This is a genomic window from Niabella soli DSM 19437 (genome assembly GCF_000243115.2).
Taxonomy (GTDB): Bacteria; Bacteroidota; Bacteroidia; order Chitinophagales; family Chitinophagaceae; genus Niabella; species Niabella soli.
In genome coordinates this window covers 3,543,994-3,561,840 of sequence record NZ_CP007035.1, presented here as the reverse complement: position 1 = coordinate 3,561,840, position 17,847 = coordinate 3,543,994, and the positions used below count along the sequence as shown (strand labels likewise).

The window sequence follows — 17,847 nt, the reverse complement described above, 5'->3', positions numbered from 1 at the left end:
CATGAAAGTTCAACCGGAAAAATATCTGAAATACCTGTTGCCGAATCTCTCCGAGTTATTTGGTACCCAGCGCACCCGTGAAATTCTTTCCGTAAACCCAACGGTTGTTCCCAAAAGAGAAGAAGCACAGCAGGTTGTCATTACCGCCTGCTGTTATACAAAAGACGCTATTGAAGAACATAAGAATATCAGCCTGGAGCAAGCGCTTGATCTTCGGAACTCCAATAAGATCGTTTGGATCAATGTGGACGGCTTGCGCAAGGCGGATGTTGAAAAATTGGGAGAGCGCTATGGTATTAATCCTCTGTTGCAGGAGGACATCTTAAGCATCGATCAGCGGGCGAAGATGGATGAAATTGATTCGATCCTTTTCTGTTTGATCAACACGCTCTATTTTAATGAGCAGAAAAAAGCGGTGGAGCATGAACAGATCTCGATGGTTTTGGGGAAAAGAATGGTGATCACTTTCCAGGAAGATCTTTCCCGCGACCCCTTCAATGCCTTGCGCGAAAGATTAAAACTGCCTGCCAGTAAAACCCGCACCAGGGATGCTGATTACCTGTATTATACCTTGCTGGATACGATCGTTGATAACTATTTTATCGTTATGGAAAAGCTGGGCAAGGAAATAGAAGGACTGGAAGCCGAGATCATAAAAAACACCAGTAAACGTACCCTTGCTTATATTAATGCCATCCGTAAGGAACTTATTGTGCTAAAACGTATGATCTATCCCGTTAGGGAAGTAATCAGCGGGCTGCTGAAAAGCGAAAGTGAATTACTCGAGGAAAGCAATGAGCGGTATTATAAGGATGTGCTGGATCATATTGTACAGGCGATCGACCTGGTCGACAATTATAAAGATGTAGCCATGAGCATGCAGGATCTTTACCTGAATAACGTGAATCTTAAATTGAATGAAGTGATGAAGGTAATGGCAGTGGTAACCTGCCTGTTGGCGCCGGCCACCATCATTACCGGCATTTTTGGAATGAACTTTAAAGCCATTCCCCTGCTCGAGAACAACAATGGATTTTGGATCGCCATTGGGTTTATGATCCTGATCCTGATCTGGATGCTTTCGATCTTCAGAAGAAAAAGATGGTTTTAAAAGCCATTAGTCCTTTTATTTTTTCTTGTATACCGGCACCGTACTGCAGGGCTCGCCATACATCAGGCTTTTTACTACCGGCAATAATTTTACGGAGATGGCTGCATAAGCTTCTTCGGAAACAGGAATATCCCCACAGCCTTTGATCACAACCCGTGCATCGGTGAATTCATTTTCAGCTATAACTTCGATATTTTTTAGCAGCAACTTGTTTTTTATAACAGCAGCATCCCCCAGGCCAATAAATGCTGCCACCGGCTGCAGGTAACTTACGATCAGCATATAGGCCCATAACGGAACAATAGCATCGGCGGTGCAAACGATCCCCACCGTTTTATTTTGATACAGGGTCCAGTCCACTTCTTTCAAGGCAGCCCTGAATTCTTTTTCCTTCAGGATCAGTCCCATAAAAAGAAAGTCTTTTATATCAAAAATTACTACCGGCTCTTTAGGGTAATAATCCTCAAGGTTTAAGGTGATAATGCCACTTTCGGCTACTTTATTTCTGATAACAGGCTCCATAGTTGATATTACAAAGTTAGGGACAGTTATGTTTAGCGTCCGTTCAACAAAAAATGAGATAGCCGGGAAATCTAAAAGGCGGGAAAGTTTTATTTCTCAAATTGCTATGCGTAAAATATAAAAACCTTTTACCTGTCCTTAAAACGAAAACAGCCCACGGTAAGGTGGGCTGCTTGCAGTACGTGTCGGTTGTTGGTCCCGCTAATATAATAAATTAAATTAATAAAATTTGCTGCGGTAATCTTTAATAGTTGCCGCTTCACGCAGGGCCTGCAGCGATTGAAACTGGGCCTGCTGTTTCGCCTGCATATAGCGCATTTTGCGGATCGCATCAATATTTTGCGCCTCAGTTGGCGTACTGATCAGGTTATCCACTTTGATCACATATACGCCTTGCGTGCCTGCAATGGCTTCCGGCACAACTTTATTTAAATTCTCTTTGTTAAAAGAAGCGCCGATCACTTTTGGCTCAAATCCCAGAGCTGTAGGCGTTTGAGCGTTAAAACGCAGGCTATCTGCTGTTTCTATCTGGCCTTTCAGCACGCTGGCGGCAGCTTCCAGGGTAGTGATCTTCCCTATTTTATCAGAGAGCAGTTTTGCTTTTTTCTGGTTTACGAGCAGGGGCTCCACCATCATGCGGGCTTTTGCCGGGCTCATGATACCTTCCTTGTTGATCTCAGTCACCAATCCCACTACATAATAAGAACCTACACGGGTAGGCTGTACCACTTCACCTAATTTGGCATTATAAATACTTTTTACAAAGCTGCGGGAAGCGCCCAGCCCCTGGATATTTGCCCCTGTGGGCGGAATATTAGCTGCAACAGATTTGTTGATCCCTTTTTGTCCCTGCAGTTTTTCGGCTGCCGCGTTAAAAGATTTCTGATCGGTGGCCTGCGCCGCAAATCTTGTTGCGGCTGCATTTGCCGCATTATCGGTCTCCTGGCTGGCTTCAATCGGCTTGCCTATATAAGCAATTTTATAACCGGTACCGCTGCCTTTGGTGGAAAGCACTTCAATAATATGATACCCAAAATTGGTTTTTACAATGCCTTTGCTGCCGGCAGGATGTGTAAAAATGAAATCATTGAACTCCGGCATCATCTGTCCGGAAGTAACATTATCATACGTACCGCCGTTCTGTGTTTTACCCGGATCATCAGAAACCTTTGCTACCAGGCTGTCAAACGACTCCCCTTTTTGTAATACCTGGAACACACTATCAGCCATTTTACGCGCAGTAGCGCTATCCCTGATCGGCACCTGCTGTCCGCTTTGCGGATCCTGGGTAACCGTTGCTATCAGGATGTGCCGCACTTTTACAGTATCAGGCATGGTGGTAGTGGCTACAACTTTTGCCAACTGATAGTTAGGGCCATCAATATAAGGACCATAGATATTCCCTACGCCAACCCGAAGGATCGAATCCTTCATGGGCACCTGTATATGGCTGCCACTGATGAACCCATCATAATAATTATTAACCCCCTGGCTCACGAGATAGTCTTTTACATTATGCGCACTATCAAACCCCGGTTTCAATTCCAGTATCCGTTTTTTTGCCGCTGCACTGTCGGCTGCGCTGGGGTCCGCGTCAAAAGCTACATAGGAGATGCTACGGCTATCCTGTTGTTTAAAATCGTTCTTATGTTTATTGATAAACGACTGAATATCATCGTCCGAAACCCTTACTGCAGAATCTGAAATGCTGGTATAAGGTGCTCTTACATAGGAAACCTTCGACAACAACGCATCATCCGCCTGCTGTTTCTCCAGCATCCATTTGGGGAAATTAATGCTGGTCGTTAACAAAGCATCATATTTTTCAGCAGTCCGCTGAAAAGCAAGCTGGTCTAAAAAGGCGCCCAACTGCGCTTTTTGTTCGGGTGATCCTTTTGATTTGATCTGGTTCAGTTGTGCCTGTGCCGCCGCGCCGTCGAACTGTCCGGTTTGCGGGTTGGCAAACATTTGCATGATCTCCTGCGGAGGATTAGGGCCAAACATCATGTCGTTTAACTCTTTTCTTCCTACCTCAAGTCCCAGTTTTTTTGTTTCCTGGTCCAGGAGGATGCGCGAGACTTCCTGACCCCAGGCCTGGTCGTTCGCCTGCTGCGCCGATCCTTCACCCCCACTCATTCCACGGGATTGCATCGTCTGGGTCGTTTGCTCAACCATGTTGTTAAACTGTTGTAAGTCAACAGTTTCCCCATTAACTTTTCCTACGGTTCTGGTGTCGCCGCTAAAAAGGCTTCCCTTGTTCTCAAAAGCAAGCATCACAACAAATATGACCAAGGCTATACCAATGATAATGGCCATCACCTTGCCATACTTATCCTGAATCTTCTGTATTACTGACATTGTTAAATGATATATAATTATTTTATAAGGTTGGCAAAAATAGTGTTTTTAAAGATATCAACAAACTGTGGAAAACAGGGTAACAACCGGTCTTTTGGGAGCGTTGATGCAACCGATTGAACAATGGTCTGTCTGCTATTCATGATATATTCGCAATACCATAAACAAAAAGGATATGATTGCTATAAAAAAAATATTGTTTGCCGGGATCCTGACCTGTATTGTATTATTCAGTAATGCTCAATCGGTCCTGCTGCCCCTGGGAGGAAATGCATGGTCACTGGACCGGAATAAGGAAGGGCTGCGAATTAATAACAATGGCGTTACCAACTGGACCAAACCCGGGGAAGGTTTTACGGCCTTTATACGGGTGGCCCGGCCGGGAAGCATTAAGATCTGGATGGATGCCGGCAATGTCCGGGGCGGATCAACTATTGCGGTATCGGTTTTCGGGAACAGGAAAGAAACCACGTTGCAGGCAGATCCGGCACCGGTTTTTTTAGGCGAATGGACGGTTAAGGACAGCGGGTATGTGCCCATTGTTTTCAAAGGCGTAGCATTAAATGGTTCCGCTTTTCCCGATGTGAAAATGCTAAGGCTGGAGGGAACGGCTCTTACGGACAAGGCCAGCTATACAAAAAATAACGAAGGGAGTTTTTTCCATTGGGGAAGACGTGGGCCCTCGGTGCACCTGAACTACCAGTTGCCAAAGGATATAAAAGCAGAATGGTTTTATAATGAAGTGACAGTATCCCCGGGCAATGATGTGGTGGGCTCCTATTTTATGGCCGATGGTTTTGGCGAAGGGTATTTTGGAATGCAGGTAAATTCCCCTACAGAACGCCGCATTTTGTTTTCCGTATGGAGCCCTTACGCAACTAATAATCCAAAAGAAATACCCGAAGAGCAAAAAATAAAACTGCTTAAAAAAGGGACAGCCGTACATGCAGGCGAATTTGGTAATGAAGGATCCGGTGGGCAGAGCTTTTTAAAGTACGACTGGAAAACGGGCGTCACACAAAAATTTTTGTTACATGTGCAACCCGATGGCGATAGTCATACCATTTATACGGCCTATTTTTATGATAACACCAATAAACAATGGATGCTGATTGCCCGTTTCAGAAGACCCAAATTAGCCACCTATTTAACTCACCCGTATTCCTTCCTGGAAAATTTTAGTCCGGATATGGGTAATATTGAGCGCCGGGTAGCTTTCGGCAATCAATGGGTAGCAGATGCTGCTGGTAACTGGTACGAATTGACAAAGGCCCGCTTTACGGCTGATAATACGGCGCGTAAGGGCTACCGGAAAGATTATGATGGCGGTGTAAAAGGGCAGGAGTTCTATTTGAGGAACTGCGGTTTCTTTAATGACTACCAGCCTTACGATACCATGCTGGAGCGAAAGCCTACCAATAAAAAACCACAAATTGATCTTAGCCAGTTGCCTTAAAAAATCAGCAAAGAATATATCCGGACCTACACATAAGGTTAATTAGCCCCAGAAGCACAGAAAACACCAATACTTTCTGTGCTTCTGTGTTCCAGTGGCAATCGGTCCTTAATATTAGTCTACTTATTTTGTAGAAAATTATTTTGTTAGTACTATTTTAACATATACCTTTGCCCTGCCTTTAACAAAAAAGAGCAGCTTATCAAGAAAGACGGAGGGAAATGGCCCGTAGAAGTCTTAGCAACCGCCACTATTGGAAACGGTGCTACATCCATCTGCCAGCAGGCGGAAAGATAAGTGAATCAAACAGTGCCGCGTGCATTGTCCCCCATTCACGATTTTCTTTCCATAACAAATTTTTGTAAAGCAATTTTTGAAGATGAACACAAAAATGCAATTAGTGAGAAAAAGGAATGAATTAACCAACTACAGGTATGGGAATTTTTGTAAACCGAAAGTAACGGGATCGCTTACTGCGCGAATGCAACTTTGTTGTTGCTGATATAATACCACATTTTATTTCTTTTTTAAAGAACGGTGAAAACCGAAAGGCCCCCTTATGCCCTTAGATCAACCATTCAATAACATTTTAAATCAAAATAGAACAATGAACCAATTTCTAAAACGACTTACCTGTGCAGTTTTCTTTCTCGCACCCTTATGGGGCGCCGCACAAACCCGGACCATTTCCGGCACCGTAGCAGATCAGTTAACCGGGACTCCCTTAACCGGGGTCACCATAGAAGTATCCGGCACCAACCGGCGCGCCGTTTCCGATGAACGCGGTACTTTTTCGATTGATGCCGGCGTACACGGTATCTTGCTTTTTTCCTACGTTGGGTATGCCAACCGGCAGGTAAATACCGATAGCGTTAAAACCCGGCTGCGGGTATCCCTGCAAAGTGCAGAGAATGCCCTGGACGAAGTAGTAGTAACGGCCCTGGGCGTTTCCAAGGCAAAAAAATCATTGGGCTATGCTACCCAGGAATTGAAAGCTAAGGACATCGGCGAAGCCAAAGAAACCAATATCGTCAATGCGCTTGCAGGAAAAGTAGCGGGAGTGCGTATCACCAATACACAGGGTGATATGGGTTCCTCGCGCATTGTAATACGGGGAGAGACTTCTATTGCCGGGAACAACCAGCCGCTTTTTGTGGTAGACGGAGTGCCGGTAGATAACTCTCAATTGGGCGCCGGCGGCTCCCGCGATTTCAGGAACGCTATTGCCGATCTGAACCCGGAAGATATAGAAACCATAAGCGTTTTAAAAGGGCCCAATGCCGCGGCGCTTTATGGGTCGCGGGCGGCGCAGGGGGTCATTTTAATAAAAACAAAAACGGGTAAAAGAAAAAACGGGTTAGGCGTAACACTGAATTCCAATGTGAACATCGCGAAACTGCTGCTGCTGCCGGATTATCAGAATGTATTCGGACAAGGATCTGAAGGCAAGTTTAGCTACATAGACGGTAAAGGAGGTGGGGTTAATGACGGTGTGGATGAAAGCTGGGGCCCGAAAATGGATGGCCGGCTGATACCGCAGTTTTTTTCAAAAGGCCAAGCCGTTCCTTTTGTGGCGCACCCGAATAATGTGCGCGACTACTTCAGAACAGGCGCCACCTTCAGCAATGGTATTGCATTGGCAAATGCAGGGGATAATTACGATTACCGCATTGCTTATAACAATGAAAAACAACTGGGCGTAGTGCCCAACAGCGAAGCAAAAAAAGATAACTTTTCTGTTAATGCCAACTATAATGTAACCCAGCGACTAAAAGTAGGCATCAATGCAAACTATATTGTCAATAATGCTCCCAACCTTCCGGGCGCAGGCGGCAAAAGGGCAACCAGTACCATGCTTCAGTTTACCTGGTTCGGCCGGCAGGTAGATGTGAACCAGCTCCGGAACTATAAAGATGCCAATGGCAATACCTTTAACTGGAACAACAGCTATTACAGCAATCCGTTCTGGGTGGCCTATGAAAATACGGTGAGCCAGCGACGGAACCGGATCATCGGAAATGTGAACGTTAACTATACCATTCTGGACGGCCTCAGCGCTAACTTCCGTACCGGTACTGATTACTATAATGACCGCCGCAAGCTCAAGGTAGCTTATGGCACCAACGGTACGCCCTTTGGTTCTTATGAGGAAGATGCCTACATGGTAAACGAAAACAACACCGAAGCAACCCTGCGCTATAACAAAAATATAAGCAGTGATTTTAGCCTGGATGCGTTGGCCGGATGGAACCAGCGCACCAAAACCTACGAAGAAAATATACAGCAGGCGCCCCGTTTGGCCGTTGCAGGCGTATACACATTGGCCAATTCAAGAGATCCGCTGATCTCCTCCAATTTTTATTCCCGGTTAAAAGCTTACAGCGCCTTTGCATCAGCACAGGTTGGGTATAAAAATTTCGCTTTTGTGAACGTTACGGCGCGTAACGACTGGTCTTCCACACTGCCCGAGCAAAGCCTGTCTTATTTCTATCCTTCCGTAAATGCCAGCCTGGTGCTTACGGATGCATTGAACATAAAAAGCACTGCCTTAAATTATCTGAAGTTAAGGGGCGGCTGGTCGCAGGTAGGAAGTGCAGCCGATCCCTACCAACTGATCAATCTCTTCAATTTTAATGCTCCCTTTTTAAGTAACCCCCAACTGGTGACCTCGGGGGTAGATCTGGATCCTGATTTGAAATCGGAAACAACCAACTCGGCGGAAGCAGGCATCGAAGCTTCCTTCCTCAATAACCGGGTGCGACTGGACCTGAGCGTATACAATACCAACAGCATCAACCAGATCTTAAAAGTAGATGTAACCGCGTCAACCGGGTATAATCAAAAGCTGATGAACGCCGGTAAGATCAACAATAAAGGCGTGGAAATACAATTAGGACTGATACCCATCAGGCATAAAGACTTCCAGTGGAATGTAGATCTCAACTATGCAGCCAACAGGAGCCGCGTGCTGGTACTGGACTATGAGGGCCGTCTGCAGAACTATGTACTGGGCTCCTATCGCAACGTACAAGTGATCGCTGCCGTGGGTAAAGCTTACGGTACCCTTTTTGGCAACGCTTACCTGCGGGATGCGAATGGCAACATCGTGGTAAACAAAGGCGGTATACCCCTGGCAGACCCAAATAAAAAAGTATTGGGCAAATTCACGCCAGACTGGGTTGGCGGTATTTCTAACAGCTTTACCTACAAAAACTTCAGCTTTTCATTTTTGGTAGATGCTAATATCGGGGGCTCCCTCTTTGCCGGAACCAATTCCACCGGCAGCTATACCGGCGTACTGGCCATGACCTTGCCCGGACGCGATGCGGCACACGGGGGATTAAGCTATTATTATCCCGGCAATAATAAAGCAAACGGAACAGTGGCGGGCACCAACGCTCCCAATGGTGAGACAGTTTATGACGATGGTATGATTTTTAACGGCGTTACCGCCGACGGACAAAAAAACACTACTATTATTCCCGCATCGCAATACTATAAAGCCTCGCGCAATATTGAGGAAGAATATGTATACAGCGCTTCTTATGTAAAACTAAGAGAAGCGAAACTGGGCTATAACCTGCCCGCGGCATGGATAAAAAAGATCGGGTTCACTGGCGCCACCTTCTCAGTGGTGGGGCGTAACCTTTGGATCCTTTATAAGGAAGTGCCCAATATTGATCCGGAAGTGGCTTTTACCACGGGCAATGCCCAGGGCCTGGAAGATCTTACGTTGCCCACAGTAAGAAATATTGGATTTAACCTGAACTTAAAATTTTAAAAGCGGCAGCTATGTTTAAAAATATATTTACACTCTTCATAATCATTTTGGCATTTTCCTTAACCGCCTGCAAAAAAAATCTGGCAGAAATTAACCGCAACCCCAATGCGGTGGAAGACCCGCAGCCAGACTATCTTTTAACGGCGGCGGAAAAACTGGGCGCCGATGCTTATTGGGGCGCCGACAACAATTTCAACTCCACCTTGCTCATTATCCAGCATTGGGCCAAGATCCAGTATACGGAACCCGACCGGTATATTTTCAGCAACAGCAGTTTTACTTCTTTGTGGAATACGGCCTATGCCCAGGTGCTCACGAACCTGAATACGATCATCCAGTTCCCCGATCAAAAGGCCAATGCCAATTACAAAGCAGTAGCCACCATCCTACGCTCCTGGACCTTTCAGTTGCTGACAGATGCGTATGGTGCGGTCCCCTATAAAGAATCCGGCAAGATCGATCAAACCCTTACGCCGGTGTATGATGCTCAAAAGGACATCTATTTTGGGTTACTGGATGAGCTGAAAACAGCAGCCGCTTCTCTGAATGCCGCTGCGGGAAGCATTGCAGGCGATCCTTTATACAATGGTAATTTAAGTAATTGGAAAAAATTCGCCAATGCGCTCCGGCTGCGCATCGCGTTACGCATTGCCGACCGGGAGCCGCAAAAAGCCCAGGCTGTAATTGCAGAGGTAACGGCCGATCCCTCCTCTCTGATCAACAGCACAACAGAAGCCGCCCAATTGAAATACGATCAGTCGCCCCTGCAAAACCCGGTTGCAGCCTGGTTTTCAACCCGTGATGATTACAGGGTTGGCAAAACTATTATTGATCGTTTATACGCATTGAATGACCCGCGCCTGCCGGTATATGCCGATAAGCCGACTGACCCATCGGTCACCAAATATGTGGGCGTTCCCAGCGGCCTTACCAATAGCGATGCCAATAACCTCGGCTTTGCCAAAACCTCAAAACCGGGTCTTACCTTCTTCCGCTCCGATGCGAATCCTGCCGTGATCATGAGCTATGCCGAAGTATTGTTTGACCGTGCCGAAGCCGTAGCCCGCGGATTCATAAACGGCGACGCAAACAGCTTGTACCGGCAGGCAATAACAGCCTCCTTTAATCAATATCAGATAACCGACAACACGGTCATAAATAATTACCTCGGGCAGTCAGCGGTAAGTTATGACCCATCAAATTTCAAAAAATCGATCGGCGAGCAAAAATGGATCGCCTTGTATGGCCAGGGGCTGGAAGCTTTTGCAGAATGGCGCCGGTTGGATTATCCGCAGCTTACGTCAGGTCAGGCGGGTGTACTGGATGGAAAAATACCTGTGCGGTTTATTTACCCCGGCACCGAGCAGTCACTGAATGGTGCTAATTATAAAGCCGCCGTAGCCGCACAGGGAACCGATAATTTACTGACCAAGTTGTGGTTTGATGTAAATTAAAACAGAGTTAAATTTTGAAAAATCAAGCTCTTTAAGATGACAGTCTCAATGATGGCGTCATTTCGACGAAGGGTTCTGAAAGAAACCGAGGACAAATCTTGTGTTTCAATAATAAGATTTCTCTTCGCCTTCCCCGTCCGACCAGGCTTTGGCAGGCTCATCGAAATGACGTATCATTGAAACATCTACAATAAGAAAACGTATGCTTAAAAAATATTTATTCTCTTTTTGTTTGACGCTGGGGCTGGTACCCGTTATAAATGCACAAACAGCGCATTTGAAACCCGGCACCTGGAGGGGCGTCCTGCAGCGGCCGGACGGGAACAACATTGTTTTTAATTTTGAGACGGCAACCCTGAAGGGTAAACAGGTGCTCTATGTATTGAACGCCGGTGAACGTCTTTTAGTTGATGCCCTAAAACAAAAAGGAGATTCTGTTTGGATACAAATGCCCTTTTTCGCCTCGGGCTTTGCGTTGCAACTGGAAAAAGACGGCAACCTGAAGGGCATTTACACAAAAGATTATGGTGTTAGAAAAGAGAATATTCCCTTTTTCGCAACGCATGGCAATGCTGAACGCTACCCTTTAAACCAAACTCCGGCGGTTGATATCAGCGGTCGTTGGGCGGTAACCTTTGGAACAAATAAAGGAAAAACAGAACAGGCGATCGGGGAGTTTGCCCAGGAGCCCAATGGTAAGATCACTGGTACCTTCTTAACGCCAACGGGCGATTACCGGTATTTAGAGGGCGCTGTGAACGGCGATTCCCTGCATTTGTCGGGGTTTGACGGCGGCCATGCCTTTGTATTTACGGCATTGTTGCAGGGCAAGGACAGCATCCGCAACGCCGCTATGTATTCCGGATTGAAAGGCCATATGCAATGGGCTGCGCAAAAGAATGATACGGCACAATTACCTGATGAATATACGTACACAAAAATGAGAGAAGGCGAAAACCGGCTGCATTTCCGGTTCCGTTCTACTTCCGGCAAAATGGTTTCGCTGGATGATGCCGCTTATAAAAATAAAGTGGTCATCATCCAGATCCTGGGGTCCTGGTGCCCCAATTGCATGGATGAAACGGCCTTTCTGAGCAATTATTACGATAAGAATCATAGCCGCGGCGTAGAAATTATCGGACTGGCGTATGAGCGTACCGGCGATTTTGAAACTTCGCGCAAGGCGCTGATCCCGTTTCAGAAAAGATACCAGGTGCATTACCCGTTCCTTGTAACCGGCGTAAGCGTTACGGATGAACGGCGTACGGAAAAAACATTGCCCCAACTGGAAAGTATAAAGGCTTTTCCTACCTCAATTATTATCGATAAAAAAGGCGAAGTAAGAAAAATCCATTCCGGTTTTAACGGCCCGGGCACCGGCAAACATTACGAAGAATTTAAAAAAGAATTTGAGGCGTTGATCGATACCCTGCTAAAGGAACCTTCTTGAATGTAAAATATTGAATACGGAATGTAGAACGTCATCCTGAACGGAGCGCAGTGAAGTGAAGGAACTCGTTCCGGAAGCAAGAGGCTTACCCCGTTGGATATAGGTTTTTCCCGCAGATTTTCGCGGATCAGCGCAGATCGTTTGTGCAAGGCATATCTCAGTGCTTCTGTGCTTCAGTGGCAAGAAATCAGATATGCAAATAACGTAACATTAAAACTGCACCATTGCTTTAATAACTCCCGTTGCGGGATCCAGCCAGGACTCAAAATGATCGGGAACGGCATCAAAAGCGACGGTGTGTGTGATATAGGTCTGCGGCTGAATACGGCCGGCCTGCATTGATTGTATTACGTGCTCAAAGTCTGCTTTTACTGCGTTGCGGCTGCTTAGCAAGCTCGTTTCCCGTTTATGAAATTCAGGATGATTAAAAGAAAAAGCTTCTTTTTGCAGTCCGATCAACACATAACGGCCGCCATGGGCCAAGTACTGTATCCCATTATTAATGGCCTTCAGGTTGCCCGTAGCATCCATAACCACCGTCGGGAAATCGCCATTGGTAATGGCCTTTACCTGCTCCACGGCATCCGCCTGACGGCCATTTACGGTAGCGTGCACCTTTAGCTTGTCTTTACAAAAACGCAGCCGGTCTTCATTAATATCCAGCGCAATCACTTTGCCACCCGCTATGCGCGCCAGTTCCATGGTGCCCAAACCAATGGGCCCTGCACCAATGACCAGTACAAATTCACCTGGTTGCACGCCGGCCCGCTGCACCCCATGCGCGCCAATTGCAAGCGGCTCCACCAATGCCAGTTCATCAAAACTTAAGCCTTCGCCTTTTAAAAGATATTCGACCGGAATAGTAATATATTCCCGCATACCACCATCAATATGTACGCCAAAGACGTTGATGTTCACACAACAATTCGGTTTGCCGGAGCGGCAGGCAATACAATTGCCGCAATTAAAATAAGGCATGACGGTAACCGCTTCGTCCGGCTCAAAACCTGCCGCACCCCCGGTATCCACCAGCTCCCCTGAAAGTTCATGCCCTAAAATACGCGGATAATTAAAAAAAGGTTGGGTTCCTTCAAATGCGTGCAAGTCCGTACCACAGATCCCCACCCGTTTCAGGCGTATTGTAGCTTTTCCCTGCTGTGGTTCCGGCAGGGAGTCTTCCCGGAATTCAAAATGTCCGGGTGTTGTGCAAATTAAACTTTTCATGGCTTGTAATAATTGTTAAAGTAACAATTAAAAAACGAAATCGCCCGGTTTTTATAGATAGGGATAGTTTGCAGCAATCAAACCTTCCGCTTTTAACCGCGCCCAGAAGCTTGCAGGAATTTCCTGGTGGCCCATTTCTACATTTTTACGCACGCGGGCCGGGTTGCTGCTGTTCAGCGCAATACTTTTTACACCTGGCACGTGTAAGCCAAAGTAAATGGCCGCTGCCGCGGGGTCAATGCCGAACTCCCCGCAAATAGTATAGTACGCACCCCTCCATTTATAGTAGGGTCTATGTTCCGGGTTTTCCCTGCTCAGCAGGTTATAATTAAAATAATCGCTGCCCATCAAAAATCCCCCGTGGAAAACGGCAGAGTTGATGATGGTGATGTCTTTTTTATGCAATTCCTCCAGGAATGCGATCAACTCGGGGGGGTGACTGTAAATAGTATAGCTATTGGCGATCATGATCCAATCCAGTTGCACGTCTTTTGCTATTTTTTCAATCGCCCGCCAATCTTTCGCACCAATGCCAATCCCGGCTACTTCGCCTTTTGATTTCAGATCGGATAATGCCTGGTAGGCACTTAGGATATCCTCATATCGTTTTCGATAATCGCCGGCGTCAATCGCAGCAGCAAGATATTCATCAGGATCGTGCACTGATACCAATTGCGGCCGGTAATCACCCAATAATTCATTTCCTTGTCGAAAGCATTCCAGGATCCCGTCATAACTGATCTTCTGTTCCGCATCATTCTTCAGGTTGTGCCAGATCCCTTTTTCAAAAGTAGGTTCCGGCGTCAACAGCGGCTTACGTACCCAGGCCAGTTTGTTGCTGATCAAAACGGCATCCTTATTAACACCCAGATCTGACAGACATTTCCCCAGCTCTTCCAACGCCAAACCGGCGCCATATTTACCCGCGGAATCAAAAAGCGGCGTACTGCCCGCCGGTGTTGCATCAATGTATTCTTTTACGATAGCCCGTTTCTCCCCGTAGGGTAGTTCCTTATACAAGTTCCCCAGCAAACTGGTGCCGGAAGAAACGACGGGTAAGTTTATTTGCATGCGTCAAATTTATAAGAAAAGCGGCGGAAAGAATTATTGTTTTTTGGCGGAAGGTTCTTAATTATTCGCCGGGAATGCGGGAAGACGGAAAGATCTTGTTGTCAATAGCCCGGGGCTTACCGCCTCACCGTCTTACCGGCCGGAAAATATTTTCTGGTTGCTTCCGGAAGAGCTGAGCCCTATTCCTCATTATGAAAATATAATTTATAAAACCGGCCTTTATCATCCTCGCCATGCTCAATCATATTCCGGTCGCCATGAATATAGATATGAAAATTCTTATCCAGTTTGATAACGCTTTTGTAGGCCCGGTTCTGGCGTTTGACCGCGGCAGGTGAAATGGAAAAATTTTCGGCTATTTCCATATCATGTTCCGCTGTATAATGCTGCTTGTACCGATCGAAACTTTCAATATATTCCTTATGGCCCAACACCTCGCTGTTAAACGTTTCCTTATCAAAATGCTGTTTTTCTTTAAAAAACTGCAGACTCCGGTTTAAAAGGTCCGCCTGATCCGCCCGGGTCACATTATATTCCTCCGGCAACCGGTCCGTTACATAGGTTTTGTAAAGGGCCATGGTGCTTTCGGTATTGTAATACTGGTCCTGCCGCTGGCGGATGCGCAGGAACGCATCGGTCCAGTAACGCCCGTCCGCTTTGGATTTACCATCTACCACGGAAACAATATACCCGTTCTCCTTATCAGTATTAAAGATCATGCAACCTTTATCCAGTTTGTTGACATTGATACCCTCTTCGCTTTCTACTTCAAAATGCTCGTCCATGGGAAATACCTTCAGGAAAGGTTCCTTATTTTCCGATTTAAAAAGTCCGATGGCGTCCACCGTTTCGCCGTTGAGCAATCCTTCCTTAAAATACACCACATAAAACTCGCCCCCTTTTATCTCCGGCAAAGTGCCCTGATTATAAAGATGCTGGGCCAGATTTTTGGATTGTGCCAGGGTTTGTTCCGGCCGGTCAAAAATGGCGGAAACATAGGTCCACACTTCGTTCCGGTGCAGATCTTCGTTATCACTAAAGAACTGGAAATATTCCTCCGATTTAAAAGGGTTTAGAAAATAACGGGTCAGCAGCTCTTTGACGGTATCATCTACTGCCAGTTCTTTTTTTGAAATGGTTAAATATTCGTCTTCCGACTGGTTCCCTACTTTATGTACACAAATATGCGAGATTGCCGATCCTTCGAAATATTGCATGGATTGCTTTTGATTTTGGCGCCCAAAATAAGACAAAATGTTGCAAATAGGGGCCCTTTCATCTTACCTGCGGAATAAACGCATAATTTTTTACTCCCCCCGGCAAAATAGTAGCCGATGCTACGAATTCCAGCGTTCTGCATTGCGGCATGACTTAAGGATACAACGAAACTGGTCCCTGCAGGTCTGCGGTCAAAAAGGTTTCCCGCGTTCCGATAAATCGGAAGCAGACTTTCGCAGAAGAAAGAAGTGTGATCCGCGCCGCGCCGATGGCGCGGGTCTGCGTAAATCTGCGGACCAAAAAATTAATCATCCCTATCCCTAATTCAGGCTGTTTTAGACACTGTGATTTCTGCTGTGCCTATGCAATTTAAAATCAGCTTAAACGACTTAGTTGTACCGAATACACGAATGAGCGCTGCTGCTTTTAATAAAGCGATGCTGCTGTGGAAATATTCGCCGGGTTGTTTTGCAGCAGATCCAACACCAGGATTTCATTTTGTCCTTTTTTTAGCCAGGAAGCCGGGCAATACAGGCGGTATTGCGGCCCTATATACCAGTACCGGCCCAGGTTGTGGCCGTTAACATATACGACACCTTTTTTATACCCCGACAAGTCAAAATAAGTATCCCCGGTTTGGTCCAGTGAAAAACTACCTTTGAAGAAAGTGGCTTTGCCATCATAAGTTGTTCCCGCAGATGGATTTAGATTTTTTATATACGACGCATCTAACGGAGCCTTATAAATATCCCAGTTCATCAGGGTCATTCCGTTTAAGGTTACCCGGTCGGTAATGCCCTTACGGTCGATCATAAACTGTGCAAAGTTGATATGCCCCATACCTTCCACCAGGATATCCAGTTGCGGATCAGCCACATCGGTTTTGGGCAGCTTTACTTCCCATTTTCCCCCATCGCGGTAAACGGTATCAATAAATTTACCATTTAAAAACACGAGTGCATAATCGTGCGGCTCCCAGATCTTCAACGTACCACTTTTATGCCCGATCAGCTTTGTGCGGTATAATAATAACCCCTGGTTTTGATCCAATGCCTCCATAGGAACGGGCTGCGGCGAATGAACCGGCTGTCCCAGGTTTTGCCAGATGCTGGAATAGGCTTTCATAGAAATCTCCGGGATCGTAATAGTGGGTATTGCTGCCGGAGGTTCGGGTATGGTATAGGCAACATATTTTTTTATGAGATTGCGCAGCATAAAATATTTTGGCGTGGGCAAGCCCTGCTCATTAATCGGCGCATCATAATCATAACTGGTTACATCGGGCTGGTACTGTGTGGGCGAAAAAGCATTGGCCCCTGCGGTAAATCCAAAATTAGTACCGCCGTGTATGACATAAAGATTGAACGATTTTTTGTGGGATAGCAAAAATTCCAGTTCCTTTTTTATACCCGCACTATCAGGCTGGGCCCATTTTTCGCCCCAATGGGTGAGCCAGCCGGGATAGGTTTCGCTGCTGAAAGCCGGCACATCCGGGTTCCATTTTTTTGCTTCATCAAAGGCGTGCTGATCGCCACCGCTATCCATCCCGATGGCGGCGCCTTTTATATTTCCCGCTTCGAGCATGTAGGGGGTTGGGCCATCAGCCGTATAAAAAGGCACGCGGATACCGTTTTTTATCCAGAGATTCCGAAGGGTTTCCAAATATTCCTTATCATTACCATAACTTCCGTATTCGTTCTCTACCTGCACCATTACAATGGGGCCGCCATTAGTGCACTGCAGAGACGCCACTTCGGCCGACAGGTGCTGTACATAGCCGGTAACGGCCGCCATATATCTTGGGTCCCGGCAACGGATTTTCAGATCAGGAATTTTCAACAAAGAAGCAGGAAGACCGCCAAAATCCCATTCGGCGCAAACATAGGGCCCGGGGCGCAGCAACACCCACATACCTTCCTCTTTACACAAACGGATAAAGGCGGCAATATCGTGATTGCCGGTTTTAAAATCGAATTTACCCGGAGCCGTTTCCAGGTCGTTCCACATTACATAAACCGCTATGGTATTGCATCCCATGGCTTTGGTCATTTGGATGCGGTGTTTCCAGTATTCTTTTGGAATGCGGGCCGGATGCAATTCCCCGCTGATGATCTGAAAGGGTTTCCCATCCATTAAAAAATCGGATTTACCCAAACTGAAAATGTGTCTACTACCTTGCGCATGCCCTGCGATGCAGCTAAT

General features: G+C 46.4%; 11 protein-coding genes and 1 riboswitch. Of the genes, 5 read left to right on the top strand and 6 right to left on the bottom strand.

All coding sequences use genetic code 11. The features are described from left to right. Position 1 precedes the first annotated feature (1 nt). A complete protein-coding gene (corA, locus tag NIASO_RS14920) occupies positions 2-1,111 on the top strand; it encodes a magnesium/cobalt transporter CorA (protein WP_008587167.1) in 1,110 nt (369 codons plus the stop codon). 15 nt (positions 1,112-1,126) lie between these two features. Here the strand turns inward: corA and NIASO_RS14915 are convergent, their stop codons facing one another. After that, positions 1,127-1,633 (bottom strand): DUF2480 family protein, encoded by a 507-nt coding sequence (locus NIASO_RS14915; RefSeq protein WP_008587165.1) that lies wholly within the window; start codon positions 1,631-1,633, stop codon positions 1,127-1,129. A 219-nt stretch (positions 1,634-1,852) separates the two neighbouring features. Beyond that, positions 1,853-3,991 carry a peptidylprolyl isomerase gene (locus NIASO_RS14910; protein WP_008587163.1) on the bottom strand — a complete coding sequence of 713 codons (2,139 nt, stop codon included), beginning with the start codon at positions 3,989-3,991 and terminating at the stop codon, positions 1,853-1,855. 175 nt (positions 3,992-4,166) lie between these two features. Here NIASO_RS14910 and NIASO_RS14905 point away from each other — a divergent pair, with 175 nt between their 5' ends. From NIASO_RS14905 to NIASO_RS14890, 4 genes are all read left to right on the top strand, one after another. After that, entirely contained in the window at positions 4,167-5,447 is a 1,281-nt protein-coding gene (locus NIASO_RS14905) for a DUF3472 domain-containing protein (RefSeq protein WP_008587161.1), read from the top strand. Positions 5,448-5,643: 196 nt separating this feature from the next. After that, positions 5,644-5,747: riboswitch (SAM riboswitch) on the top strand. Between the two features lie 307 nt (positions 5,748-6,054). Further along, positions 6,055-9,228 (top strand): SusC/RagA family TonB-linked outer membrane protein, encoded by a 3,174-nt coding sequence (locus tag NIASO_RS14900; protein WP_008587159.1) that lies wholly within the window; start codon positions 6,055-6,057, stop codon positions 9,226-9,228. Between the two features lie 11 nt (positions 9,229-9,239). Then, a complete protein-coding gene (locus tag NIASO_RS14895) occupies positions 9,240-10,682 on the top strand; it encodes a SusD/RagB family nutrient-binding outer membrane lipoprotein (protein ID WP_008587157.1) in 1,443 nt (480 codons plus the stop codon). A gap of 202 nt (positions 10,683-10,884) precedes the next feature. Then, positions 10,885-12,132, top strand: coding sequence for a peroxiredoxin family protein (locus tag NIASO_RS14890; protein WP_008587155.1), 1,248 nt, complete (start codon positions 10,885-10,887; stop codon positions 12,130-12,132). 210 nt (positions 12,133-12,342) lie between these two features. Here NIASO_RS14890 and NIASO_RS14885 read toward each other — a convergent pair whose 3' ends face one another. The 4 genes from NIASO_RS14885 to NIASO_RS14870 form a co-directional block, all read right to left on the bottom strand. Next, positions 12,343-13,356: a zinc-binding alcohol dehydrogenase family protein gene (locus NIASO_RS14885; protein ID WP_008587153.1), complete on the bottom strand. Its 1,014-nt coding sequence runs from the start codon at positions 13,354-13,356 to the stop codon at positions 12,343-12,345. Positions 13,357-13,407: 51 nt separating this feature from the next. After that, positions 13,408-14,427, bottom strand: a complete 1,020-nt coding sequence (locus NIASO_RS14880; protein WP_008587151.1) for an aldo/keto reductase — start codon at positions 14,425-14,427, stop codon at positions 13,408-13,410. A 179-nt stretch (positions 14,428-14,606) separates the two neighbouring features. Further along, positions 14,607-15,644, bottom strand: a complete 1,038-nt coding sequence (locus tag NIASO_RS14875) for a nucleoid-associated protein (RefSeq protein ID WP_008587149.1) — start codon at positions 15,642-15,644, stop codon at positions 14,607-14,609. 427 nt (positions 15,645-16,071) lie between these two features. Continuing rightward, positions 16,072-17,778, bottom strand: a complete 1,707-nt coding sequence (locus tag NIASO_RS14870) for a glycoside hydrolase family 35 protein (RefSeq protein WP_008587147.1) — start codon at positions 17,776-17,778, stop codon at positions 16,072-16,074. Positions 17,779-17,847 lie beyond the last annotated feature (69 nt).